This window comes from Exiguobacterium sp. s127, assembly GCF_018618695.1.
Lineage (GTDB): Bacteria > Bacillota > Bacilli > Exiguobacteriales > Exiguobacteriaceae > Exiguobacterium_A > Exiguobacterium_A oxidotolerans.
This window is the reverse complement of record NZ_JACSMO010000002.1, coordinates 80,516-105,725: the sequence shown is the minus strand read 5'-3', so window position 1 is coordinate 105,725 and position 25,210 is coordinate 80,516. Positions and strand designations below refer to the sequence as shown.

General features: G+C 47.0%; 28 protein-coding genes. 3 read left to right on the top strand and 25 right to left on the bottom strand.

Going from position 1 to position 25,210, the window contains the following annotated elements:
* Positions 1 to 10 precede the first annotated feature (10 nt).
* From rarD to hrcA, 9 genes are all read right to left on the bottom strand, one after another.
* A complete protein-coding gene (gene rarD / locus KNP98_RS03610) occupies positions 11 to 886 on the bottom strand; it encodes an EamA family transporter RarD (RefSeq protein ID WP_029332906.1) in 876 nt (291 codons plus the stop codon).
* A gap of 55 nt (positions 887 to 941) precedes the next feature.
* Positions 942 to 1,637 (bottom strand): 23S rRNA pseudouridine(2604) synthase RluF, encoded by a 696-nt coding sequence (rluF, locus tag KNP98_RS03605; RefSeq protein WP_088836530.1) that lies wholly within the window; start codon positions 1,635 to 1,637, stop codon positions 942 to 944.
* 477 nt (positions 1,638 to 2,114) lie between these two features.
* Positions 2,115 to 3,449, bottom strand: a complete 1,335-nt coding sequence (gene mtaB, locus KNP98_RS03600; RefSeq protein WP_214802707.1) for a tRNA (N(6)-L-threonylcarbamoyladenosine(37)-C(2))-methylthiotransferase MtaB — start codon at positions 3,447 to 3,449, stop codon at positions 2,115 to 2,117.
* Between the two features lie 5 nt (positions 3,450 to 3,454).
* Entirely contained in the window at positions 3,455 to 4,201 is a 747-nt protein-coding gene (locus KNP98_RS03595) for a 16S rRNA (uracil(1498)-N(3))-methyltransferase (protein ID WP_214810707.1), read from the bottom strand.
* A 4-nt stretch (positions 4,202 to 4,205) separates the two neighbouring features.
* Positions 4,206 to 5,153, bottom strand: a complete 948-nt coding sequence (gene prmA, locus KNP98_RS03590) for a 50S ribosomal protein L11 methyltransferase (protein ID WP_029332902.1) — start codon at positions 5,151 to 5,153, stop codon at positions 4,206 to 4,208.
* Between the two features lie 24 nt (positions 5,154 to 5,177).
* Positions 5,178 to 6,287 carry a molecular chaperone DnaJ gene (gene dnaJ, locus KNP98_RS03585; protein ID WP_088836526.1) on the bottom strand — a complete coding sequence of 370 codons (1,110 nt, stop codon included), beginning with the start codon at positions 6,285 to 6,287 and terminating at the stop codon, positions 5,178 to 5,180.
* Positions 6,288 to 6,422: 135 nt separating this feature from the next.
* Complete coding sequence (gene dnaK, locus KNP98_RS03580) at positions 6,423 to 8,249, bottom strand: molecular chaperone DnaK (protein ID WP_088836525.1); 1,827 nt, start codon at positions 8,247 to 8,249, stop codon at positions 6,423 to 6,425.
* Positions 8,250 to 8,302: 53 nt separating this feature from the next.
* The gene (gene grpE / locus KNP98_RS03575) at positions 8,303 to 8,863 is read right to left on the bottom strand and encodes a nucleotide exchange factor GrpE (RefSeq protein ID WP_029332899.1); all 561 of its coding nucleotides are present in this window, start codon (positions 8,861 to 8,863) and stop codon (positions 8,303 to 8,305) included.
* Positions 8,864 to 8,887: 24 nt separating this feature from the next.
* Complete coding sequence (hrcA, locus tag KNP98_RS03570) at positions 8,888 to 9,925, bottom strand: heat-inducible transcriptional repressor HrcA (RefSeq protein WP_214805130.1); 1,038 nt, start codon at positions 9,923 to 9,925, stop codon at positions 8,888 to 8,890.
* Between the two features lie 77 nt (positions 9,926 to 10,002).
* Here hrcA and KNP98_RS03565 point away from each other — a divergent pair, with 77 nt between their 5' ends.
* On the top strand, positions 10,003 to 10,182 hold the full coding sequence (locus tag KNP98_RS03565; RefSeq protein WP_088836524.1) for a hypothetical protein: 180 nt from the start codon (positions 10,003 to 10,005) through the stop codon (positions 10,180 to 10,182).
* Between the two features lie 112 nt (positions 10,183 to 10,294).
* Here KNP98_RS03565 and hemW read toward each other — a convergent pair whose 3' ends face one another.
* Entirely contained in the window at positions 10,295 to 11,440 is a 1,146-nt protein-coding gene (gene hemW / locus KNP98_RS03560) for a radical SAM family heme chaperone HemW (protein WP_088836523.1), read from the bottom strand.
* Positions 11,441 to 11,500: 60 nt separating this feature from the next.
* Positions 11,501 to 13,324 (bottom strand): translation elongation factor 4, encoded by a 1,824-nt coding sequence (lepA, locus tag KNP98_RS03555; protein ID WP_029332895.1) that lies wholly within the window; start codon positions 13,322 to 13,324, stop codon positions 11,501 to 11,503.
* A 233-nt stretch (positions 13,325 to 13,557) separates the two neighbouring features.
* Here lepA and rpsT point away from each other — a divergent pair, with 233 nt between their 5' ends.
* On the top strand, positions 13,558 to 13,818 hold the full coding sequence (gene rpsT / locus KNP98_RS03550; protein ID WP_014969761.1) for a 30S ribosomal protein S20: 261 nt from the start codon (positions 13,558 to 13,560) through the stop codon (positions 13,816 to 13,818).
* Between the two features lie 135 nt (positions 13,819 to 13,953).
* On the opposite strand, the gene KNP98_RS03545 is transcribed toward rpsT, so the two are convergent.
* Together KNP98_RS03545 and holA are read right to left on the bottom strand one after the other, a co-directional pair.
* A complete protein-coding gene (locus KNP98_RS03545) occupies positions 13,954 to 14,391 on the bottom strand; it encodes a GNAT family N-acetyltransferase (protein WP_088836521.1) in 438 nt (145 codons plus the stop codon).
* 15 nt (positions 14,392 to 14,406) lie between these two features.
* The gene (holA, locus tag KNP98_RS03540; protein ID WP_214807470.1) at positions 14,407 to 15,408 is read right to left on the bottom strand and encodes a DNA polymerase III subunit delta; all 1,002 of its coding nucleotides are present in this window, start codon (positions 15,406 to 15,408) and stop codon (positions 14,407 to 14,409) included.
* 100 nt (positions 15,409 to 15,508) lie between these two features.
* On the opposite strand from holA, the gene KNP98_RS03535 reads away from it, so the two are divergent.
* Positions 15,509 to 15,670: a YqzM family protein gene (locus KNP98_RS03535; RefSeq protein ID WP_029332892.1), complete on the top strand. Its 162-nt coding sequence runs from the start codon at positions 15,509 to 15,511 to the stop codon at positions 15,668 to 15,670.
* A gap of 35 nt (positions 15,671 to 15,705) precedes the next feature.
* Here KNP98_RS03535 and KNP98_RS03530 read toward each other — a convergent pair whose 3' ends face one another.
* The 12 genes from KNP98_RS03530 to KNP98_RS03475 all read right to left on the bottom strand — a co-directional run bounded on the left by KNP98_RS03530 (position 15,706) and on the right by KNP98_RS03475 (position 25,199).
* Positions 15,706 to 17,844, bottom strand: coding sequence for a DNA internalization-related competence protein ComEC/Rec2 (locus KNP98_RS03530; RefSeq protein WP_251135133.1), 2,139 nt, complete (start codon positions 17,842 to 17,844; stop codon positions 15,706 to 15,708).
* Positions 17,845 to 17,867: 23 nt separating this feature from the next.
* Positions 17,868 to 18,482 (bottom strand): helix-hairpin-helix domain-containing protein, encoded by a 615-nt coding sequence (locus tag KNP98_RS03525; RefSeq protein WP_214810702.1) that lies wholly within the window; start codon positions 18,480 to 18,482, stop codon positions 17,868 to 17,870.
* 191 nt (positions 18,483 to 18,673) lie between these two features.
* On the bottom strand, positions 18,674 to 19,402 hold the full coding sequence (locus tag KNP98_RS03520; RefSeq protein ID WP_214765464.1) for a class I SAM-dependent DNA methyltransferase: 729 nt from the start codon (positions 19,400 to 19,402) through the stop codon (positions 18,674 to 18,676).
* The gene (gene rsfS, locus KNP98_RS03515) at positions 19,402 to 19,749 is read right to left on the bottom strand and encodes a ribosome silencing factor (RefSeq protein ID WP_029332888.1); all 348 of its coding nucleotides are present in this window, start codon (positions 19,747 to 19,749) and stop codon (positions 19,402 to 19,404) included. Before rsfS ends, KNP98_RS03520 begins: the two co-directional genes overlap by 1 nt.
* The gene (yqeK, locus tag KNP98_RS03510; RefSeq protein ID WP_214765466.1) at positions 19,746 to 20,321 is read right to left on the bottom strand and encodes a bis(5'-nucleosyl)-tetraphosphatase (symmetrical) YqeK; all 576 of its coding nucleotides are present in this window, start codon (positions 20,319 to 20,321) and stop codon (positions 19,746 to 19,748) included. Before yqeK ends, rsfS begins: the two co-directional genes overlap by 4 nt.
* Positions 20,311 to 20,880, bottom strand: a complete 570-nt coding sequence (locus tag KNP98_RS03505) for a nicotinate-nucleotide adenylyltransferase (RefSeq protein WP_088836514.1) — start codon at positions 20,878 to 20,880, stop codon at positions 20,311 to 20,313. Before KNP98_RS03505 ends, yqeK begins: the two co-directional genes overlap by 11 nt.
* Positions 20,877 to 21,170, bottom strand: coding sequence for a ribosome assembly RNA-binding protein YhbY (gene yhbY, locus KNP98_RS03500; RefSeq protein WP_088836513.1), 294 nt, complete (start codon positions 21,168 to 21,170; stop codon positions 20,877 to 20,879). The genes KNP98_RS03505 and yhbY overlap by 4 nt, the downstream gene beginning before the upstream one ends.
* 1 nt (position 21,171) lies before the next feature.
* Positions 21,172 to 21,957 carry a shikimate dehydrogenase gene (gene aroE, locus KNP98_RS03495; protein ID WP_088836512.1) on the bottom strand — a complete coding sequence of 262 codons (786 nt, stop codon included), beginning with the start codon at positions 21,955 to 21,957 and terminating at the stop codon, positions 21,172 to 21,174.
* Entirely contained in the window at positions 21,957 to 23,066 is a 1,110-nt protein-coding gene (gene yqeH, locus KNP98_RS03490; protein WP_029332883.1) for a ribosome biogenesis GTPase YqeH, read from the bottom strand. Before yqeH ends, aroE begins: the two co-directional genes overlap by 1 nt.
* Positions 23,067 to 23,207: 141 nt before the next feature.
* Positions 23,208 to 23,792, bottom strand: a complete 585-nt coding sequence (locus KNP98_RS03485; RefSeq protein WP_088836511.1) for a YqeG family HAD IIIA-type phosphatase — start codon at positions 23,790 to 23,792, stop codon at positions 23,208 to 23,210.
* 143 nt (positions 23,793 to 23,935) lie between these two features.
* Entirely contained in the window at positions 23,936 to 24,715 is a 780-nt protein-coding gene (locus KNP98_RS03480; protein ID WP_214807464.1) for a phosphatidylserine decarboxylase, read from the bottom strand.
* Positions 24,708 to 25,199 carry a thioredoxin family protein gene (locus KNP98_RS03475; protein ID WP_214810701.1) on the bottom strand — a complete coding sequence of 164 codons (492 nt, stop codon included), beginning with the start codon at positions 25,197 to 25,199 and terminating at the stop codon, positions 24,708 to 24,710. Before KNP98_RS03475 ends, KNP98_RS03480 begins: the two co-directional genes overlap by 8 nt.
* Positions 25,200 to 25,210: the final 11 nt, after the last annotated feature.

Sequence of the window (25,210 nt, the reverse complement as noted above, 5' to 3'; positions counted from 1 at the left end):
CTTTTCTGAATTACGAGACCTTTTTCATCTTCATTCGTCCTGCCGATAAACCACTGATCGTAAACAGTGCGACGGCAATCCAGATGAACAGGAAGGCCACGAAGTGAATCGATGTAAACACATCATTAAACAAAAAGACACCGAGTACTAACGTCAACGTCGGTGCGATGTACTGCAAGATACCGACATATACAAATGGAATCTTCGGCATACCGTACCCAAACAGCATCAACTGAACAGCTGTCGCAACACCAAGCATGATGATGGCAATCAAGGCTCCGGTCGGTAAAGCGAGCGGATTCGCTCCCGTCACACCAAGCGTCAACAACGCGAACGGTAATGTCACTAACGTCTCTAGGAATAACCCTGATAACGGTTCTGCCGCTGCCTTTTTCTTTAACACACCATAAAAAGCAAACGAAACAGCAAGCGAAAAAGCAATGATTGGAAACTTCCCGTAGCCGAATGTCAAAATCAAGACACCGATGATGGCACTGATGATGGCAATCAATTGGGGCCGGTTCAAACGTTCTTGGAAAAATAACAACCCAAACAATACGCTGACGAGCGGATTGATGTAATAGCCGAGCGACGATTCGACGATGTACCCTTCACCGATTGCATAGAGATAGAGCGTCCAATTCCCACCGAGGACAAGACCAGCAGCTAAAACGGTCAGACGTTGTTTTTTATTCCGCCATAATCGACCGACTTGCGTAAATTTGCCGGACAAACGTAATAATAGTGTGACGAAGATGAACGCACTGATGATGCGAATCGACACGACCGTCCATGCCGGAACAGTGTCTGCAAATAATTTGTAAATCGGTAACAACCCGCCAATCACGTAGGCGACGAACGTCGCGCTCATTCCCCGTTTATCCACAATGAACCTCCTTATGTATACAAGTAAAGCCGCCATCATCATGGCGACTTTTTCGTTATTCCTGATCGAGCGTCGTAAATAAGGTTTTCATTTCTGACTCCGTCAAGTCACGCCATTCACCAATCGGTAAATCACCTAACTCAATATTCATGATACGGACCCGCTGCAACCGTTTGACGCGGTAACCAAATTCTTTACACATGCGACGAATCTGCCGGTTCAAGCCTTGCGTCAAGACGATTCGGAATGTCCGTGACTCGAGTTGTTCGACGATACATTCTTTCGTTGTCGTTCCAAGGATATCGACGCCGCTCGCCATTCCTTCGATGAACGTCTCTGTGATCGGGGCATCAACCGTTACGATATATTCTTTATCGTGATTATTCTCTGCCCGTAAAATCCGGTTGACGATGTCCCCATCGTTCGTCAAAATGATCAGTCCATCTGAGTCTTTGTCTAAGCGCCCGATCGGGAAAATCCGTTTCGGATGATTGACGAAATCGATGATATTTCCTTCGATGTCGAGTTCGGTCGTACATGTGATGCCGACCGGTTTGTTCAAAATCAAGTACTCAAGCGTCGGTTTTGTTTGGAGCGGCTGTCCATCGATTTCAACGGCATCCGTCGCTTCCGCTTGTGAACCGAGTTCCGCGACGACACCGTTGATTGTGACGCGACCGGCATCGACTAATTTATCCGCTGCCCGTCTTGAGCAGTATCCTGTTTCACTGATGAATTTATTAATTCGCATAGGTTGTCCTCTTTCTCTTGTTAGAATCTTTCCTCAGTGTAGCGTATACGTTACTTGAAAACAAAATAATTTATTTCGTACAGCCTGTTATGAAGCGTGAACATGCGATATCGAGAGGCAATCCGTTCGCGCTTCCCTGTCTCGCCTCGTCTTCAAAGCGGCAATCTTCCGCGCCACTATAGCAAAGCTATGCAGGGTCGCGACGGATTGCGCTCTAAATCGTCGTCTGCTTGTCTGGCTTTTTTTCAAGATATTACCTAAAAAGCGTCACGTTTCGTTGACTCCTACGGGAAAAAGTGCGTTTTCAACGCACTTTCAGAGGCAGGCAAGACCCTGCTCGTTGTCCGTTAGGACCAAGGAGCAACGGCTTGCGCCTCGCCCGAGGAAAGCAACGAATAAAGACGCTTGATCTCCCGGTAGCACGTTGTCTACTCGCTAAAAAAGTTCGCCTCCCTGAAGCAGGAAGACGAACTCATTTCAGATCGCTTGTTCTTTTAATGTCTCCATGATGCGGACGAATTGTCCGTCATTCATTGGATAGCCGGCTTTATTGATTTTGACGCGCACGAGTTGACCAATCAAAGATTCGTCTCCCTCGATCGCGACACGTAAGTAATTGTCCGTGTAACCGACGAGACGACCGCCTGCTTCTTCCGAAAACTCTTCCGGAATGATTTCAAGCAGTTCCCCTTCGTATTTTGAAGCATATTCTTTTGCGAGTTGATCCGATAAAGCGATCAAACGCGCAACACGCTGTTCTTTCATCGACTCTTCCACTTGATCGTCCATCATCGCAGCTGGTGTCCCTGTCCGTTTCGAGTAAGGGAAGACATGCAGCTCACTGAACTTATGATTATTGATGAAGTTGAACGTCTCCATGAATTCTTCTTCCGTCTCACCCGGGAAACCGACGATGACATCTGACGTGATGGCACAGTCCGGTAACACTTCTTTCAGACGCGTGATCCGTTCCCCGAACTCCGCCATCGTGTACTTACGACGCATCCGCCGTAAAACGGTATCCGATGCTGACTGAATCGGAACATGCAAGTGTCGGACGACGATTGGCGAATCCTTTAAGACGTCTAACACTTCATCCGTGATTTGACTCGCTTCGATCGAAGAAATCCGAAGGCGTTCAAGACCTGTGACGGACTCGAGTGCTTTGAGTAACTTCGCTAAGTTATAGTCTTTCAAATCTTCACCGTAGCCACCCGTATGAATCCCCGTCAAGACGATTTCTTTGTAACCGGCATCAACGAGCTGTTGTGCTTGCTTTAAGACATCTTCCGGTTGACGAGAACGCATCAACCCACGTGCCCATGGAATGATGCAGAAGGTACAAAAATTATTGCAGCCTTCTTGAATCTTCAGCGAAGCACGTGTCCGGTCCGTAAACGCTGGAACGTCCAGTTCTTCGTAGACTTTTGCCTTCATGATGTTCCCAACTGCATTAATCGGCATCCGTTCTTCGCGGAACTGTTCGATGTACCCAATCATCTTGTGGCGGTCTTGTGTCCCGACGACGACGTCAACCCCTGGAATCGCCATGATTTCAGCAGGCGATGTCTGTGCATAACAACCCGTTACACAGATGACACTGTCTGGATTTTGACGAATCGCCCGTCGAATGACTTGACGACTTTTTTTATCACCCGTATTCGTAACGGTACATGTATTGACGACGTAGACGTCTGCATGATCTGCAAAATCGACACGCGCGTAACCTGCATCTTTAAACAGCTGCCAGACGGCCTCTGTCTCATAATGATTGACTTTACAGCCAAGCGTTTGAAAGGCAACAGTAGCCATTTCGTTCACCCTTTCAGTTCAAAATGATACGATACGGCGGATAGGACATACAGCGGCGCCGTTTCCGTCCGTAAAATCCGTCGTCCGAGTGATGCCGGTAAGAAGCCGGCATCGGTCAACCGTGTTACCTCCGTCTCCGTCAGTCCACCTTCAGGACCAATCACGACGAGGAGTGAATCCCCTGCTTGTAGCCGCGCAAGGGTCGAGGCAAAAGCCGTAGCTTCGCCTTCTTTCGCTGCTTCTTCGTATGCGACTAAACATGCCGTATATTGCGGTGCTTCTTGTAGGACTTCATCATACGTCACATAGTCAACTTGCGGCAAGTGAGCACGGTAGGATTGCTCGGATGCTTCTTTGATGATTTTTTCAAGACGCTCGATTTTTTTCAGGACCTTTTTCGCATCCCATTTCGAGACCGAACGGGCGGATTCAAAAATGAGTAGTTGATTCATCCCGAGTTCGGTCGCTTTTTGAGCGACAAGCTCGATTTTATCACCTTTCGGCAAGGCGTAAGCAAGCGTCACCCGAATCGGTAATTCTGTATCGATTGATGACGACTCGACAATCCGTGCGATGGCCTGTTGTTTGTCGAGTTCTTCGAGCGCACAACGAAATAGGCCGGTTCCATCAAGGACCAAGATTTCATCCCCGACATCCATCCGCATGACGTTTTTCATATGATGGGCGTCATCCTTTTGCAAGGTAAACCGTTCTCCCGAGCGAGCTGCCTGTTCTACAAAGTATCGTTGCATCGGCTCAGGCCTCGCGTTTCGCAATGATTGCGACCCAGTCTTCCAGTTTTGTTGTTTCAACAATCGTAAAGCCGGCCTCGGTCATCGCCTCGACAACCATGTCTTTCTTCTGACTGATGATGCCTGAAGCAATGAAGTGCCCGCCTGGCAGTGTCAGCTCGTAGGCATCGTTCACAAACAATAAGATGACCTCAGCTAAGATGTTTGCGACAATCAATTCGACAGGCTCATTTAATGCTTTCATCAAGTCACCTTGACGGACTGTGATCCGGTCACTGACTTGATTGAGTGCCACGTTATCCGTCGCTGATTTAACAGCGACTTCATCTAAATCAAGCGCGAACACATCTTTTGCTCCCAGTTTCGCAGCGGCGATTGCGAGGACACCTGAACCCGTCCCGACATCGACGACGCGATCTTGCTCTTGCAAGTAGTTTTCAATCGCTTGAATACAGAGAACTGTCGTCGGATGCGTTCCTGTCCCAAACGCCATACCCGGGTCAAGTTCGATGATTTTTTCATCCGGTTGTGGTGTATAGTCTTCCCACATCGGAACAACCGTCAAGTGACGGCTGATCTTGACCGGTTTATAAAACTGTTTCCACGAATGGGCCCAGTCTTCTTCATCGACTTGTGTGAGCGTGACAGTACCTGAACCGATCGTCAGTCCGAACTGCGTCAGCATCTGGATATCACGTTCGATTCCTTTAATCATATCCGTCAAATCGCTACTTTCCGCAAGATAAGCTTTGACGAGGACACCTGTATCCGGATATTCGTCTCGTTTTTTCTCATCCCAAATTTCACCGAAGTTGTCTTCACGATGCGACATCATCTCGAAATCTTCGACATCCTCGATGACGACACCACTCGCTCCTGCTTCATGTAAAATATTCGAGACTGCTTCGACTGCTTCTTGTGTCGTATGGACACAAACTTCTGACCATTTCATTTCCTGTCACGCTCCTTTAGCGAATCACCCTTTAAAGAATGTTTTAATACGGCCAAAGACACCTTCATGCTGCTCTTCGACACCTTTTTCATCACTGATTTCGTTGAATTCACGTAAGATTTCTTTTTGACGATCTGTCAAATGCTTCGGTGTGATAAGGACGACGTTGACATACTGGTCACCATGATGACCTGAACGAACGTTCGGCATCCCTTTACCACGAAGGCGGAACCGTGATCCAGTTTGTGTACCGGCCGGAATCTTCAAGCTAACTTTTCCATGAACGGTTGGCACTTCGATTTCATCCCCGAGTGTCGCTTGAGCGAATGTTAACGGCATGTCCATGACGATATGATCGTCAACGCGCTCGAACAATTCGTGTTCCCGGACACGGACGACGACGTAGAGATCACCGAACGGTCCGCCGTTGACGCCTGCTTCCCCTTTACCAGCTAAGCGAATTTGTTGTCCATTGTCGATCCCTGCTGGAATTTTGACACGAACGTCTTTATTTTTACGGACACGACCTGCACCACGACATGTTTCACATGGTTCTTTGACGATTTGTCCACGCCCGTGACATGTCGAACATGTTGTTTGGTTGACGACACGACCGAACATCGTGTTTTGTTCGACGTTGATGTGACCTGATCCAGCACAACGTTTACATGTTTCTGGGTGCGTCCCTGGTTTTGCACCTGATCCATGACACGTTTCGCAATCTTCCTCGATTGGAATCGTGATGACTTTCTCAACACCCGAGAATGCCTCCATGAAATCAATTTCTTCTACGTACTGGAGATCTTGTCCTTTACGCGGTGCATTCGGATCTTGACGGCGTCCACCACCACCAAAGAACATGTCAAAGATGTCCCCGAATCCTTCTGCGCCGCCGAATCCTGCACCACCTTGCGATGGATCTTGGTGACCGTACTGATCGTAACGTGCTCGTTTATTGTCGTCAGACAAAATTTCGTACGCTTCCGAAATCTCTTTGAATTTTGCATCGGCATCTGATTCTTTATTGACATCCGGATGGTACGTCCGGGCGAGTTTCCGATAAGCTCGTTTAATTTCTGCTGCTGAGGCGTCGCGTGCAACACCTAACACTTCATAATAATCGCGTTTTTCCACGTTCAGTCTCCCTCTCTTTGGCTCCGATTCACTTCATACTGTTTGATTTTACCGAACTTCGTGCGACATGGAAAGAGCCAAAGCGCGGATCACGCTTTGGCTCTCTCTAGCGCCCGAAAAATCGGTCGATTCGAATTATTTGTTGTCTTTATCGTCTACTTCTTCAAATTCTGCGTCCATGACGTTGTCGTCTTGTCCGTCAGCTTGTGCGCCTTCAGCGCCAGCTTGTTGTTGAGCCATGTTTTCGTAGACTTTTTGTGTGAGTTCTTGAACGACTGTTGATAATTCATCTTTCGCCGTACGAATCGCTTCGATGTCTTCTCCAGCAAGAGCCGTTGTTACTTTTTCTTTTGCAGCTTCTGCTTTTTCTTTATCGGCAGCATCGATTTGTTCGCCGAGGTCTTTGATTGCTTTATCTGTCGCGAAGACGAGTTGATCGGCTTCGTTACGAAGTTCAACTTCTTCTTTACGTTTGTTGTCTGCATCTGCGTTCGCTTCAGCATCTTTGACCATTTGGTCGATGTCCGCTTCAGTCAAGCCGCTTGATGATTGGATTGTGATCGATTGTTCTTTGTTTGTACCGAGGTCTTTCGCCGATACGTTAACGATTCCGTTTGCATCGATGTCGAATTTAACTTCGATTTGCGGCACGCCGCGTTGTGCTGGTGGAATGTCTGTCAACTGGAAACGACCAAGCGTTTTGTTATCTGTTGCCATCGGACGTTCCCCTTGAAGGACGTGGATGTCTACTGCCGGCTGGTTATCAGCTGCTGTAGAGAAAACTTGTGATTTCGATGTCGGGATCGTCGTGTTACGATCGATCAACTTCGTCATCACGCTACCCATTGTTTCGATTCCGAGTGAAAGTGGTGTTACGTCAAGAAGAACAACGTCTTTGACGTCACCAGTCAATACGCCACCTTGAACTGCTGCACCGAGGGCAACCACTTCGTCCGGGTTAACGCCTTTGAATGATTCTTTACCTGTGAAGTCTTGAACTGCTTTTTGGACTGCAGGAATTCGTGTTGATCCCCCGACAAGAATGATTTTATCGATTTTATCTGGTGACATACCAGCATCGCTAAGGGCACGGCGCGTTGGTTCCATCGTCCGCTCGACGAGGTCAGCAGTCAAATCGTCGAATTTCGCACGTGATAACGTCATTTCAAGGTGAAGTGGACCTGCTGCGCCAGCCGTGATGAACGGAAGGCTGATTTGTGTCGAAGAGACACCTGAAAGATCTTTCTTCGCTTTTTCAGCAGCATCTTTCAAACGTTGAAGTGCCATTTTATCTTGCGCTAAGTCGATACCATTGTCTTTTTTGAATTCTGCAACAAGGTGATCGATGATTTTTTGGTCAAAATCATCTCCACCAAGACGGCTGTCACCGGCTGTTGAAACAACTTCAAAGACACCATCACCAAGTTCAAGGATTGAAACGTCGAATGTACCGCCACCAAGGTCATAAATCAAGATTGTGTGGTCTTCGCCTTTTTCAAGTCCGTATGCAAGTGCTGCTGCAGTCGGCTCGTTGATGATCCGTTTTACGTCAAGACCAGCGATTGTACCCGCGTCTTTTGTTGCTTGGCGTTCTGCATCGTTGAAGTAAGCAGGAACTGTGATGACCGCTTCCGTTACTTTTTCACCGAGATAATCTTCAGCTTGCGCTTTCAACTTTTGAAGGATGATTGCTGATACTTCTTGTGGCGTGTAATCTTTTCCTTCAACTTCAACTTTGTAGTCTGTACCCATGTGACGTTTGATCGACATGATTGTATTCGGGTTCGTGATTGCTTGACGTTTCGCGACTTCCCCGACTTGACGCTCTCCGTTTTTAAAAGCGACGACAGATGGTGTCGTACGGTTACCTTCTGCGTTTGCGATAACGACCGGCTCTCCGCCTTCCATTACTGCTACACATGAGTTCGTTGTACCTAAGTCAATACCAATGATTTTTGCCATGATAAATTCCTCACCTTCGATTAGTTAATTGTTGTGTTTCGGATGATTCGAGATTACTCTGCGACTTTGACCATGCTTGGACGAATCACGCGGTCATGTAACTTATACCCTTTTTGGAATTCAGCCGTTACGATGCCCGACTCGAATTCGTCACTTGCTTCCTGAACGACTGCCTGATGCAGATTCGGGTCAAAGGCTTCGCCAACCGCTGGAATTTCAACGACACCTTCGTTTTGAAGGGTTTCGGCTAACTGACGCTTGACCATTTCGACACCCGCTAAGACGGACTTTGTTTCTTCGTTGTCAGACTCAATCTGAAGTGCGCGATCAAGGTTATCGACGAGTGGGAGTAACTTCTCGACGATAGATTGTGATGAATACTTCGCACGATTTTCTGCTTCAATCCGGTTACGGCGCTTGAAGTTATCAAAATCGGCACGCAACCGTAATTCTGATGCTTTTGCTTCAGCAAGTTGCGCTTCAAAATTCGGTGTTGCTTCTTCTTCGACGAGGTCCGCTTGCACGAGTTCCTCTTCTGTTACTTCAACTGTTTCTGCTTGTTGCTCGGTTGTTTCTTCATTACTGAGGTTTTGATTCTGCTCTTTTTCTTCCACTCTGAATCGAGCCCCTTTCTATATTCAATCCAAGCTGTTCTTACGCAGCTCGGTTTGGAATGCTTGCAAAAGATGAATGATCGAATTGATGCCTCGATTATAATCCATCCGTTTTGGACCAATCAGCGCAAGTGTCCCGAGCGAAACGCCATCAACGGAGTAATGGGCACGAATCACGCTACAATCCTTCAGGGCATCGACATTGTTTTCACTTCCGATTGTAATCAAGATTTGATTATCGAGATTCGGACTCAAGAAATCAAACAATGCTTCCTGCTGTTCAATCAATTCTAAGACAGGTCTTAGTTTGGCGACGTCTTGAAATTCCGGTTGGTCGAACATGTTTGCTTTCCCACCCAGATAAATCAAGGGACGCTCATCCTGTTGATCCATCAAAACGATATCGAGTGCTTTCGAAAGTAACGACGTCTGCTCCGAATGTTCGGAACGAAAACGTCTGATTTCTTCCAGCAAACGAATACGAAGATTGCTCAGTGGCGTTCCTCGTAACGTCTTATTCAGACGTTCCATCAGTCGACTCGCTGCCTCACGTGAGAGAGCTTCCGCTAACTGAAGTGTCTTATGCTCAACATGACCTGTATCCGTTACGAGAACGATTACGACGCGTCCTTCTGCTAACGGAATTAATTCTAAATGGTGGAGCCGTTGTCCTTCTTCTTTAGGACCTAATACAAGTGTCGTGTAATGCGTCAATTCGCTCAACAAGTCCGCCGTATGTCTGATCAAGCGATCATTTTCATTCACGGAATGGGCAAATAATGATTTTAATGCTTTTGCCTCTTGCGGTGAGATGCTTTCCGGACGAATCAGATGATCGACATAAAATCGATATCCAAGCTCAGATGGAATTCGTCCCGCAGAAGTATGCGGTTTTTCAATCAATCCCATCTCTTCGAGGTCCGCCATCTCATTTCGAATGGTCGCGGAACTGAACGTCACGTCGTCTCGTTTCGAGAGCGTCCGTGAGCCGACGGGTTGAGCGGTTTTGATATAATCATCGACGATTGCACGCAAAATCAACAATTGACGATCCGTCAGCACCTTCTTCACCACCTTATTTTGTTAGCACTCACTTTTAACGAGTGCTAATTACATCTTTACTATAAGGAATAGTGGAAATGATGTCAACAGATTTGCTGAACCCTTTGAACAGTTTCCCATTATACGATACAGTGAAACAAATGATGAAAAGGATGATCAAGATGCTTGAGATGTTTGCGATGGCCGGTGTGTTCGTTTGGTTGTTCATTGCCATCATCGGAACGACTGCTTATTTCGCAAGAAAATCTAAAAAATAGACGCGTACGAGGAAAATAACGAGAAAAGACGCTTTTATCTCCCAATAGCACGTTGTCTGTACGCAAAAAACCAATCCCGCTACTGTGGATTGGTTTTTTTGTCGTCCTGAAATCATTCAACTTCCGCTTCACCGATGAACTCGGCGAATACTTCATTCGCAAGCGGGACACCCGCCTCCGTTAATCGCAAGTGTGTATCCGTCCGTTCGACTAATCCGCGCGGCAATAACTTCGTGATTGTTTTACCAAAAGCAGCATCTAACGCTATCCCATACTTTTGCTCAAAGTGTTCGATTGACACCCCTTGTTTCATCCGAAGTCCGAGGAACATCTCTTCTTCCATTCGCTCGACACGTGTCAGTGGTGTCTCGTTGCGGACCGGTAAACCTTCCGCCTTGATGTAATGCGGAATCGGTGCGATGTTCGCGCGACGTGTTTGAGCGATGTAACTATGCGAGCCTGCGCCGAAACCGTAATACTCATCATTTTCCCAGTAGACCCGGTTATGCCGACTTTCTTTCCCCGGTAACGAGAAGTTCGAGATTTCGTATTGTTTCAAACCACCGGCTTCAATCGTCTCAATCATCAAACGATACATCTCTGCTTCAAGATCTTGTGTCGGTAACGGGAGTTTTCCTTTTCGTTCTTGAATCGCGAACACGGTGTGCGGTTCCAAAATTAACGAGTACGACGAAATATGGGTGATCGGTAAGCGAAGGGCGCGCTCGACATCGTATTTAACTTGCTCAAGCGTTTGATTCGGTAAGCCGAACATCAAATCGACGGAAATGTTATCAAACCGTTTAGCCGCTTCGTCAAGCGTCTCTGCGACTTTCGCTTCCCGGTGCGTCCGACCGATCCGTTCAAGCAATCCGTCATCAAACGACTGGACACCGAAACTGACACGGTTGACACCACCCGCTTTCATGATATCGAGTTTTTCAGGCGATACGCCGTCCGGATTCGACTCGACCGTGTATTCAAGCGTCTCATCCGTCAGCGGCAAGAGATGTTTGCTGATGATGTCCATCAGACGTTGCATCTGTTGTTCGTTCAGGGCAGTCGGTGTTCCGCCACCAATGAAAATCGTTTCAAGTCGATCGGTCGGGTATTGTTGTAGTGTCAGTTCGATTTCACGTTCTAACGCATCTAAATATTCCGCAACCGGTTGATTCTTTAAAAATACTTTATTGAAATCACAGTAGTAACAGATATGTTCACAAAACGGAATGTGGACATATGCGGCGCGTGGAGTCATTTCGCCTCATCCTTTCTATATAAACAAGAAAAAGGGTGCGTTAAACGCCCCCTTTTGACTTTAATCTTCATCCATCGACAGAACCGACATGAAGGCTTCTTGAGGTACCTCTACCGAGCCTACCATCTTCATGCGCTTCTTACCTTCTTTTTGCTTCTCAAGCAATTTACGTTTTCGTGAGATATCCCCACCATAACATTTTGCGAGAACGTTTTTCCGAAGGGCTTTAATCGTCGAACGCGCAACGATTTTTGTCCCGACCGCAGCTTGAATCGGCACTTCGAATTGCATCCGTGGAATCAATTCTTTTAATTTATCAACGATGACTTTCCCACGTTCGTACGCAAAATCACGGTGAACGATGAAACTCAGGGCATCGACGTTTTCGTTATTCAATAGGATATCCATCTTCACAAGGCGTGATTGTTGGTAGCCAATCAATTCGTAATCCAGTGAAGCATATCCTTTTGTACTCGATTTTAATTGATCGAAGAAATCATAAACGATTTCTGAAAGCGGTAACTCATACGTGATTTTAACACGTGTCGTATCGATGTATTCCATGTCGATGAACGTCCCACGTTTCTTTTGACAAAGTTCCATGATTGCCCCGACATAGTCGTTCGGCGTCATGACAGCTGCCTTGACGAAAGGTTCTTCGATGAACTCGACCTTTTGTTGATCGGGCATCTTCGACGGGTTGTCGACATGCAAGACTTCGCCAGACGTCGTCGTCACGTTGTAGATAACCGACGGTGCTGTCGTGATCATATCGATGTTGAACTCACGTTCGATTCGCTCTTGAATGATTTCCATGTGCAACATACCTAGGAATCCACAGCGGAAACCGAATCCGAGTGCTTGCGATGTCTCCGGCTCGAACTCGAGTGCTGCATCACTTAACTGGAGACGCTCAAGCGCTTCACGTAAATCATTGTAACGGGCGGCATCGATTGGATACAGTCCACAATACACCATCGGATTCATTTTCCGGTAACCCGGCAACGCTTCGATTGCCGGTTGTTTCGCGAGTGTAATCGTATCCCCTACTCGGACGTCTCCAACGGTCTTAATCGACGCTGACAATGTACCAACATCTCCGACCGTTAATTCTTGTTGACGAAGTGCCTTTGGTGTCGAAACGGCAAGTTCTAAGACTTCGAAATCTTTACCGGTCGACATCATACGAATTTTATCACCGACTTTGACCGTTCCGTTGACGATTCGGATTGATGCGACAACACCACGGTACGGGTCATAGAACGAGTCAAAAATTAACGCTTCAAGCGGTGCAGCCGGATCACCGGTTGGTGCAGGCACTTTTTCGACGATTTGTTCAAGAATCTCTTCAATTCCGATTCCTGCTTTTGCTGACGTCGGAACCGCTTCAGATGCATCGAGTCCGATGACATCTTCGATTTCTTGACGAACACGTTCGACATCCGCCGACGGCAGGTCAATTTTATTGATGATCGGTAAAATTTCAAGATCGTTATCTAACGCCAAGTAGACGTTCGCGAGTGTTTGTGCTTCAATCCCTTGCGCCGCATCGACGACGAGAACAGCACCTTCACACGCTGCGAGTGAACGCGAAACTTCATAAGTAAAGTCGACGTGTCCAGGTGTGTCGATCAGATGGAGGATATATTCCTCACCATCTTTTGCTGTATACTTCAATTGGACGGCATTCAACTTGATTGTAATTCCACGTTCCCGTTCGAGATCCATGGCATCAAGCGTTTGGTCTTTCATTTCACGTGACGTCAAAGCGCCTGTTCTTTCTAGAATACGGTCAGCGAGCGTCGATTTCCCGTGGTCGATATGGGCGATAATCGAGAAGTTCCGAATGCTCTTTTGCCGTTTTAAACGGTCTGCATTATTCATGTTTATAGTCACCTTACCTTATATTCAAACGTACATACGCTTCATTATAACAAAAATCAGACGAGCTGTACCATCCCGTTTTGTTTTACCGAAAAACAAAAATCCAAAGAAACCCTAGAGCTGTTATTGCTTTTAAGAAAAACGTTTGCTACAATTGTGTTTGTTCTGTTGAACGATAAATGCAGATATGCGAATATAAATCTCGAATGAGTTTTCTTGGAGGTGAATCATCCATGGCTAACATTAAATCAGCAATCAAGCGTGTTAAAACAGCTGAAAAACGCCGCGTCGCTAACGTACAACGTAAATCGTCAATGCGTTCAGCTATCAAAGCAGTCGAAACTTTCGCTACTGAAGGTAACAAAGAGCAAGCGCTCGTAGCTTTCAACACAGCGTCTAAGAAAATCGACAAAGCTGCTGCTAAAGGTCTTATCCACAGCAACAAAGCTGGTCGTGACAAATCACGTCTCGCTAAACTCGTAAACGCACTTTAATTCTTTCCGAAGAATACGGTGATCGATCGCCACTAGGGGCTTCCCCGGTGGCGATTTTTTTGTGCTTAAAAAAGAGACCGACTCCAAAAGAATGCTTCCTTTCGAGTCAGTCTCAGTTGATTTGAATACTTCGTTTCAATACGTCAATCGATCGACCATCACGTGATGCGGACCAATTCCTTCGATTTCAAATTGCTCACTCGCAATCTTCATTCCAAATCGTTCGTAGAACGGAACTGCGACTAGCCGGGCATTACACCACCAACCAGTAGCTTGCCGTTCCTTTAAAATTCGTCGTGCTTCTTCAAGCAATGCAATCCCGTATCCTTCACCACGTACATCCGGACTCGTCGCCATTCCTCGCAATTGATATGTCAATTCGGGAGCTGTATCATATGACCGTTTTGCAAATGAGCCGATTGCGACAATTTTACCGTCCTTGACGCCTCCGAGGTGAAACGTATCTGTCGCCAAGTCGTCCGGATACGTGCACGCCTCAATCGGTTGATGCGGACGTAAGACGCCATGACGAAGTGGAATCACTTCTGTTGCTTGAATCATTCGAATTTCCATTAGTTAGTCAGCTCCTCACAAAGTCGCTAGTCGGACGATTAGTGAATCAAACAATATTCGCTTATCACCACGCCCAGTCTTCATCCCTTCATCAGTCGTCGTGATGGTGATTAATGCTTGTTCGAGTTGGGCGAACGTAAATCGTTTCCCGGACTGCAATGCTAATTTAATCGCATATGGATGCGCCCCGACCTTTGAAGCAATTTGTCGTTCACCATAACCTTGTTCCGCCAGGCGCTTAGACAGTAACATCATTCGGTACTGACGTGCCATCAAACCGAGCAGCGCTAATATTTCCTGACCTTGCTTTTCTAAGTCACGAATCAGGCGAATCGCAGGCTCAAGTTGACGTTTCATTAAGTAATCCGTCAATTGAAAGACATTGTCTTCAAGTGTCCGCGGTACTAACAAATCAACATCCGCCAATTCAATCGTCGGATGATCGCCTGCATAAAGCATCAGCTTATCGAGCTCATGCGCTAGCGTTCCCCACATTTCTCCTGTCAAAAAGATTAACCGTTCAATTGCCGGTCGCTCCATCCGGTATCCTTTGTCATTAACAGTACCCATCGTAAAGCGGAATAATTCTTCCGAAGTCGGCTTTTTTGCTTCGAGGACCGTCGCACGATCTTTCAACCGCTTGACGATTTTTTTTCGTTCATCCAGTTTCTCCGCTTCGACAATTAAAACGACGACTGCATAATCTGCCGGTTGTAAGACATATTCCGCTAATCGATCAACGTTATGCGTTTTTTTATCTTTCGCGCCCGTCAGAAAAGTCGCTGGTTTTGCAACCACGACACGGTAATCACTTAAAAAAGGAACTGTTTCCGCCTCATCTAACACGGCATCGAGAGGCTGATCGTTTAAATCGATCTTCATGTAGTCAAATCGTTCGCCATCTGGTAATGCCGCCTTCACGATTTCACGTTCCCACTCCTCTAAAAGATGACGCTCCGTCCCATATAATAAATAAAGGTTAGCCAACTTTCCGTTGACAAGCCAAGGTGTTTTCATCATTCCCACCACATTTCACAGTTTGTTCTTAACTTCATCATAGATAATCCTCTTTTATTCCGCTATACTAGAAGCGGAATCTATTAAGGGGGAATGCAGCATGGCACATTCAGTACGCCCACCAAGTGAAAATGCGTTTGAAAACGATATTCAATCAAAACGTAATGACGCGCTTGACTCAGCCGTCGGTTTTGGCGCTTCATTTGGTTTCTTCGCCGTTTTATTCATCATTGGCGTTTTAATCAAATTCTTAAGTCTATAATCACTAAAACAGCAACCTTGGGGGGTTGCTGTTTTTTATTTTATCATAGCTTCACAGCCTGCTGAAGAACAAGTTATCATCCCGTCCCTGTCCGTCCGCCAAATCGTCCGCTGATTTCCGATGCGATCTAACACTTCTTCATGCGGGTGACCATAACGATTATTCCGTCCCGCGGAGATGATGACTGTTTCTGGATTCGTTTGTTGCAACAAGTCGAGTCCCGTCGACGTCTTCGAGCCATGATGACCCGCTTTCAAAATATCGATTGGTCCAAGGTTCCAACCTTCTTCTTGTTCAATGCTCGCGTCACCCGTCAACAAAACCCGTTTTCCTGCAACGTCCGCAAGCAACACGATGGAACGGTCATTCTCCTCTGCTTCTGATTCGTCAGGTGCAACAACAGTAAGCCAAGGTCGTATCTCTCGCCCTGCCTTGACGAACTCCACTTTGGTCCCTGTCGCTTCAATCTGCTCCAGCAAACGATGCCGCTTTTCATCCTGATTATCGTATCTTCCGAAATAAATCGTATCGACACGAATTTTCTTTAATAACCCGATGACACCTCCAATATGATCATTGTCAGCATGAGTCAAGATGAGTCCGTCGATTACTGTCTCCGCGCGCGTATGAAGAAAAGGCGCAACGATTTGACTACCAGGGTCGAACGGACGTAACGTGGGACGTTGTGATAACGTAAACGCCCCGCCTGTGTCGATGACGAACGTTTCTCCATCCTTCTCGATTACCGTACTATCGCCTTGACCGACGTCGAGAAATATCACCTGTTCTTCCGTCCTTAAATCCATCGATACACTTCCAAGAAGGAGAGCACAGACGGGAAGAAGATGCCCCCACCACTTTTGTTCCGCTACATACCATCCGATTAAGACGACGACTATAACGAGCAAAAAGAGTGGTAACGACAATAAGTGGACAGCAACGGTCGGAACAGGTAACTGCTCCGCTTGCGCGAGGGCAAGATCAAGTACACCAACTGCTCGCTCGTGGAGCGTCATGAATGTATCCGTGACTGGGAAAAACAAGAGTAAGCCTACTAGAAAGGAAAGCGGAAGGATGATCCATTCGATCCAGGCTCCAATGACGAGGTTCAACAGAGGCGACCATGGCGAAACTTCCGTTTGTTCCGCCATTTGCAAGACTAGGCTCGTTAAGATTTGCGCCCAGACACTAATTAACAACCAGTTCCAAGGACGTTTTACTTTTTGCCAGATCTTGCGCGACAATAATAAAAAAATCGTTAGTCCGACAGTCAACTGAAAGCCGATATCATAAAGACTCGTATAAGAATAGGCGAGTTGCGCTGCTGCAACATAGGCAACCACGAGGAGCGGGTCTGTCCGTCGTCCGAGACGCTGATAGAGCATCAAGATGAACGCGACGCAGACTGCACGCGTGACCGGCGCACTCCATTCCGTCAGCCAACCATATAACGGTAATAAGACAAGGACGAATTCCGCTCTTCGTTCACGCGTCAATCGGCACTTTTTCAAAATCCATAATATCGTAAAAATCAAAAAGGCGATATGTGAACCTGAAATGACGATTGCGTGTAACAATCCAAACTTCTTGAAGCGATCAAGCGTCAACTGATCCATCAATCGGTCCTCACCTAGCACGAGCGCTTCGATATACAAGGCTTGTTTCGCCGGAAGTCGTTCAATCCGGTCCATCCATGCTTGGCGCATCCTGCGTCCCTGCGCGTCAAATCCAGGTGTATCGGTACACGATCCCCATTCTTTCACTTCGAATTTTCCTGCTAATCGTTCTGTACGCATCCAGCGCGCCTCGTCAAAGCCGCCACGATTGACACGGGGTAAAACCATTTTTTCCGTCAGTTCGACTTGACATCGTCTTCCAATTCGCTCGTAATCGAGATCCTGATGTTCATCTAGCGTCGCCGAAACGATCAACTCCTGTTGATTCGCAGTCGCCAGGTACCGAATCCGATCTCCATTTTGCTTCGCGTCCAAAATATCAATTGTCTGAATCGGTGTCGTATCAACGAAATCTTGTCCGTACACGATGAGCACTACGACCAACAGACTCATCAAGACAAGGCGTGTCGAAGTAAAAGACCAGCTTTTAATGGTCAAAACGAGACAAATCACACCTACGAGCCAAAGTGACTCTTTGATTGCGATCAATACAATCATGAAAAATAACGGGAATAACGGCATCAGTAAACAATGAAATAGGCTCTCAATGTTTCAAGCGTCTTGTCACCAAATCCCTTAACCTCTCCTAAGTCTTCATAACGCGCGAACCCGCCCTTTTCTTCACGATAGGCTAAAATCGCGTTCGCTTTAGCTGGACCGATTCCAGGGATTTCAAGTAACTGTTGCTCCGTCGCAGCATTCAAGTCGAGCAGACCAGTCGGCACATCTGCTTGTGGCACTTCTTCTTTCGGTTGTGTAAGTTTCACTTTTTCTTTTGTCGGAACAATGACTTCCTGACCGTCAATCAACCGTGCCGCGAGATTCATTTCTGTCACATCAGCAGCTTGTGTCAACTCCGCACGAACGACTGCGTCTTTAATCCGGTCGCCTAACTTAAAGGAATAGGGTCCCGGTCGCTTGACTGCCCCTTTCACATCAACCATGATTTTTTTGTTTAAGAGGGTCTGCTCCGTGGACCCTTGATCTTCTGCTTTGGCGTCTTGCTCATGCTTAACGATTGCTGGTTTGTCGACGAGCGCTTCTTTCGAACACGATGGTAACGGGACGAACAGTACGATTATCAGTAACACGACAACAACAACACTCGCGATTTGTTGAATCCGGGGAATAGTCATCGGTCTCCCTCCTCTTGCCTCGACTTTACCAGGCTCGAGTCGTCACGTAGCTTTGAGTAATTCGTTTTTCTCGTGGTGTTAACTGACAAATCAATTCCTCAAGAAATCTTTTTCATGTAAATCGTGTATTTTTCTTTAACATACAGCACAAAAAACCGCTGCGAAAGTTTCCTTTTGCAACGGTCCATCCATTATATTTTTTCAGCTACAAAGAAAATTCGTTCGGCCGTCGGTGTTGGTGCATCACTCGTGAAATCACCTGTTACGGCGAGCGTCCGGAATCCTGCTTCACGAAGCCACGTCACGTATTGTTCCGGCGGATACGTCCGTTGATGATGTGTCTCGTCAACACGGTCGTAACGTCCATCTTCGTCTTCGATGAAGAACGTCAATTCGTGGACGACGGACAGTGGTGCTTCTCCGGGATCGGCAAACCAAATATAAGAACTTTGTTCGGCGTGTGTCGCATATGTTTTCCCGTTAAAGAGTGTTTCCATCTTATGCGGGGAATGCACATCAAACAACAACTTCCCGCCTTCTTTTAACGTCCGTGCCGCATGTTCGAACGTCTGTTGCACATCCGCTTCTGTCTTCAGGTAGTTGAGCGAGTCACACAAAATCGTCAGCGCATCGACTGGAGCAGGCAATTCGATTTCGCGCATGTCTTGACACCAAAAATCGATTTTTTGCTGTTGTTCCATCGCTTTTTCTTGTGCAATTTCAAGCATCTCTTCCGATAGATCGATACCTGTCACGCGGTAATGCTCAGCGAGTAACAACGTCGCCGTTCCTGTCCCACAACCGACGTCAGCAATCGTACTGTTTGCTTCGACGTATTGCGATACCCAGGCGACCCATTCGTCGTAGGGAACATCTTGCATCAACTCGTCATAGACGTATGCAAACTGTTCGTACGCCATCAGTCGATCTCGACTTCTACTTTAGGTGCGTCTGACCAGAGTTTTTCAAGGTTGTAGTAGTCACGGTCATCACGGTGGAAGACATGCACAACAACATTTTCAAGATCGGCGAGTACCCAACGCGCTGCGTCAAGTCCTTCGAGACGTTTGATCGGAAGTTCATTTTTATGCGCAACTTCTTTCACTTCACGTGCGATCGCTTGAACTTGCTTTTCTGATCCACCTTCACAAATCACGAAATAATCTGCGATTGGAGAGATGTTTTTCATATCTAAAACGATGATATCTTCTGCCCGTTTATCATCAATTGCATTTACGATTAATTTTAATTCTTGTTCGACTGTCATAGGACGGTCCCCTTTCGTTTAGCCGTGACGAACGCATTATACGTTTCAATCGTCAACGGAAAAATCACTGTTTGTTTGTTACATAAAAATTGGATGGTATGCGCAAGCGTCGCGATGACGGCGTCCGTTAAATCGGCGTCTGCAATTTTACGTAATGTTTCAACGCCTGGATACGTACGATTCGGCTCAATCGCATCGGCGACGAAAATCACTTGATCGAGCAACGGCATATCCGGAGCACCGGTCGTATGATTCGCGATTGCTTGGTAAATCACCGTATCCTCGATACCGAGTTCACGTTTGACGAGTTCTGCGCCGATTGGCGCGTGCAAGAGCTCATCGTCATAATCGAGCAACTCGAGCTGTCCGAGTTCGCGAGCGAGCGTCCGCATTTCTTCGGTGTCCCGATACTTCGCATAATCGTGCAGCATCGCAGCGAACGCTGCCGTCTCCTCGTCGACACCGTTTCGCCGCGCGAGTTGACGAGCTGTTTCAACAACTCCAAGCGTATGCACATAACGCTTATGCGGGAGTGTTCGTTTAATGATATCGTCTGCTTCTTCAAGTAACATACAATTCCCACTCCTCGATTAGTTGTCGGACAGCTTCAGGAACAAGGTAACGGATACTTTTACCGCGGGCGACACGTTTTCGAATGTCCGTCGAAGACACTTCAAGCGACGGTAAGTCGACTGCTGTCACCTGCGCACCTGCCGGAATCAAATAACGACTGCCTGGACGTGCGACCGCTCCGAATTGAACTGCCTCAAACAGGCGGTCTGCTTGATACCATGTATCAAGGCTCGCAAGCGAGTCTGCCCCGAGTAGAAACACGAACTCGTCTGTCGGATACCGTTTTTTCAATTCGAGAACCGTCTCAAGCGTATACGATTTTTCCTGACGCTCGAACTCAATCGTCGAGACGGAAAACGCATCGTTTGCCTGGACAGCGGCTTCAACGAGCTTCAACCGTTGCGCAGCACTCGTCACGTTCGCCGCTTTATGCGGAGGGACGTTCGCAGGTAAAAACCAAACCGCATCAAGATGCAGTTGTTCCTTTGCTTGTTCCGCTATCAATAAATGACCGATGTGGGGCGGGTCAAACGTTCCGCCCATCAAACCAATCTTCATCGTGGTAATTGTAACGTTTTATTCTCTTTCGATTCTTTGTAGAGAACAACAACTTTACCGATGACTTGAACGAGTTCAGCATTTGTTCCGTCGACGAGTTCAGCCGCTACGTCTTTTGGTGTGTCGGCACAGTTCTGCAAAACTTGGACTTTCAATAATTCACGTTTTTCGAGTGCATCGATCAAATCCGCACACATCGCTTCTCCAACGCCATTTTTCCCTACTTGGAAAATCGGGCTTAAATCATGTGCTGTCGCACGTAAAAATCGTTTTTGTTTACCTGTTAACATATCAATATTCCTCCAATTGCTTTCGAATCACCTGCTCACCAAGCGTAAGATCAGGTGCATGACCGGTGAAGCGTTCAAATGCTTCAGCCGCTTGTAAAACGAACATCGGGACGCCGTCTAGTGTCGCGAGTCCTCGAGCCGAGGCATCACGTAGTAGTTGCGTCGGAGTCGGTCGATAAATAATATCACAAATCAGTGCCGTCGTCTCGGTCAATACGATTGGTGTTGCTTCGATGCGTGGCATCATACCGACCGATGTCGTATTGATGATTGTGTCATACGGCGTTAAATCTGGTGACCCCGACCAGTCGATTGCCTGCGCCTGAAATTCAGCGGCAAGCGCGCGCGCGCGTTGATTCGTCCGGTTCATGAGTGTGACAGTCCCGTCGAGCGCTGCGACGATTCCTCGCGCCGCCCCGCCCGCGCCAATCACAAGAATGTTTTCTGACGATTGTCTTGCGGACAAGGCACGAACGAATCCCGTCCCGTCCGTATTCGCACCGACCAGTTCCGTCCCGTCAAAATAGACCGTATTGACCGCCCCTGCTTTTTCAGCAGAAGGCTCGAGTCGATCAAGAAACGGGATGATTGCCGTCTTATAGGGAATCGTGACGTTAATCCCGTCGAGCTCGCGCATCCGTAATTGCCGGACGACCTGCTCTAAATCGTCTGCTTCGACATCTATCATACTATAACAGCCGAAAAGCCCAGCCGCTTCCAGCCATGCCTCGTGCAGCACGGGTGAAAGTGAATGGGCAATCGGATGACCGATGACAGCGAAACGCATCAGACGAGCGCCTCACGTAAGGAAACAGCAACACCTTTAGGCGCGTAGGCAGCTACTCGTCCACCTTTTCCGTGAACTGCAACCCAACCGAGTCCACTGAAGACGATATCTGTTTTCATGTTGTCACGTAAGCTGAACTCATGACGGACGAGCGGTGGTAACATCTCAAGCGTTTTTTCATTCGGAGGCGATAATAACTCTCCATTATGATTTGCATAAAGATCGTCCGCCTTATCTAACTTCGTCCGGTGAACCTTGAGTTCATTTGACATATAGATGACGAATGAACGTTTGTTCCCTTCCATGTAGTCAAGGCGTGCTAAACCACCAAAGAATAACGTTTGTTGCGGGTGGATTTGGAAGACTTGTGGTTTGATTTCTTTTTTCGGCGTAATCAATTTCAAGTCGCGCGCATCGACATAGTGCGCCATCTGATGATGATTGATGATTCCTGGCGTGTCGTACAGGTTACAGTTGTCATCTAGCGGAATGTCGATCAAATCGAGTGTCGTTCCTGGGAAGTGACTGACGGTGATGACGGCCTCTTCTTCTTCACCAAAACGTTTAATGACTTGGTTGATGAGCGTTGATTTCCCGACGTTCGTACAGCCGACGACGTAAACGTCGCGCCCTTTACGATAGTAGTCAATCTTCTCGGCTAATTCATCGACGCCATGCCCTTTTTTCGCACTAATCAAGTGAACATCTACCGGACGTAAGCCCAGTTCCTTCGATGTTTGGCGCATCCAGTTCATCAAACGATTCGGATTAAGTGATTTCGGCAACAAATCTGCCTTATTCCCGACAAGCAGGACATCATTTTTTCCGACGAAGCGGTGTAATCCTGGTAACCAACTTCCGTTGAAATCAAAAATATCAACGATTTTAACGACGAGTGCATCTTTTTGACCGATTCCGTCTAAAATTTTGACAAAATCATCGTCCGTCAATGCAACGTCTTGAATTTGGTTGTAGTGTTTCAGTTTAAAACAACGTTGGCAAATGACCATTTCACGGTCAAGTGCAGATTTAGGCGCATAACCTGGTGCTTTCGGATCCTCTGTTTGAATCTCGACACCACAGCCGGCGCAATGAATTTCTTCGTTCATATGTGTGTTGAGCCGCATCGGGAACTTTCCCTTCTCTATTCAACGTAGCACCCTGCACGCTACTCCAAGAGCGTAACTTCCGACCTATTGCCGTACATGTTGCGACTACTGCCTATCCTTTCATCTACCGGTATGACAGGGTCATTGTTGCTTATCTTGACGCAGTGACTCGATCTGCCGCTTTTCCGTTTCAGACTCTTCTTTGACACGTTGCGTCAATTTATAGATGCCTTTACGTTTCATGCGACGGAAGACGAGACGTTCCATCAAGCGATTGAATTTAGTGACGACACCGTCTGTTTTAACGACGGGTTGGACGTGAATGACTTCGATGCCTACGGAATTTGCTCCTAGCACATCAGTAAACAGCTGATCCCCAAGAAATACAACTTCTTTTGCATGGTAACCGAATTCCGTTAATGCTCGTTTGAAACCGATTGGTAATGGTTTTCGGGCAGGTGCAATATAGTGAAGTCCGAGTGGATCCGCGAACTTTTTGACACGATCGCCGTTATTATTCGAGACGATGATGACGTCAAATCCGTATTGATTATTCACCATATCCAGCCATGACACCAATTCGTCTGGAGCATCGGCAATATCCCATGCAACAAGCGTGTTATCAAGATCCGTCAAAATTGCTTTGACACCGTTTCGTTTTAACATCTCTAAATCGATATCATAAATGGATGCGACGAAATGTTTCGGATAAAGTCGTTTGAACAAGAATAAAACCTCCAGATAATGGTCTAGCTCTATAGTTAAGTTTAAGAAACAGTTATGTTCTTATCGTTCGATTATAGCACAATCAATGGCGTAGAGCGATGCACAAAAGAAAACGCCCTTTCACTTTAAGGGCGCTTTTGCTTTCATGAATTCCAAATACCAAGTGCTTGTCCCATCAAGACAGGACCAGTTACATCACCTTCTAAATCAAGCGCACCTTTTGGAGCAATTAAAACGACCGTCGAACCGAATGAAAAATACCCGAACTCGTCGCCACGACGAATGTCACGTGCATGATTCGTCTGGACGATCGTGTTGACGTTCAACGCTCCGACCATGACGTGTTCAAGCGCATGTGCACCTTGGACGATTCGCGTCACCCGTCGATAGTTTCGTGTCAGCGGTCGCGTTCCGTAAGCCAATCCAAGATCATTGACCGGTGCAGAATCCCGCCCGAGCGTATAACTCGTCCGAACTGTCCCATCGATTGGAACATGAACGCGATGATAATTTTGTGGGCTGAGATAAAAAATCAGGACACGGCCACCAACGTACGTTGCCGCTTCATGGTGTGAACCAATCAATTCCGCGACTGAATACGTTTGTCCTTTGACCGTGAAGCGACTCTCTTCCATCAAGTCGTCGACGACAGATAAAACACCGTCGCACGGACTGACGAATGCGTGCTCAGCTTGCGTAATCGGTCGGACTTCTTCTTTTAAGTGACGGACGAACAACTCATGTAGAGTCGGGTACGCGTCGACCGGCTGACTCGCTTCGTCCATTTGTAAATCATACAGCTTAATAAACGGTTTGATGAAAGGCCGGCTCAATTCACTCATCGCAAAGCGCCGCAATTGATGTGCGACGAACGGGCGTCCATTTAATTCGAATAGATTTTTAAAAAACCATTTTTTAATCATTTAAATCACCCGATGATTCTTCTTTTGAATCCTCAATATCCTTACCTTCGAAGAATTCCTTATAGCTTTCTTCTGTCTGTTCGCCTGCGACACGGCTTACTTCTTTCCCATCTTTGAAGTGGACGACAGTTGGTGTTCCTTCGATACCGAATGTATCCCACGCCGACTGTTCGACAGCAAGATCAATCTGTTCAAACGGAATATCCTGTTGCTCGCCGAGCGGTACTAAGTACGGTTTTACTTTTTCACAGTGGACGCACCCTGTCTGATAGAAGTACGTATAGAATTCGTCACCTGACTTTAATTTTTCAGCGACTTGACTCGCTGTTAGATTTCCATCTTTCGTTGCTGAATCTTCATTATCCATGAAGAGCAGCAATGTTGCTCCCAGTATGACGATCAATGCGATGACGCCGGCCGTTATCCAATTCGCTTTTGATTGCGACTTTTTCGACGGCTTCACGCGCGTAGACTTTTTCGACAAATCGATCCCTC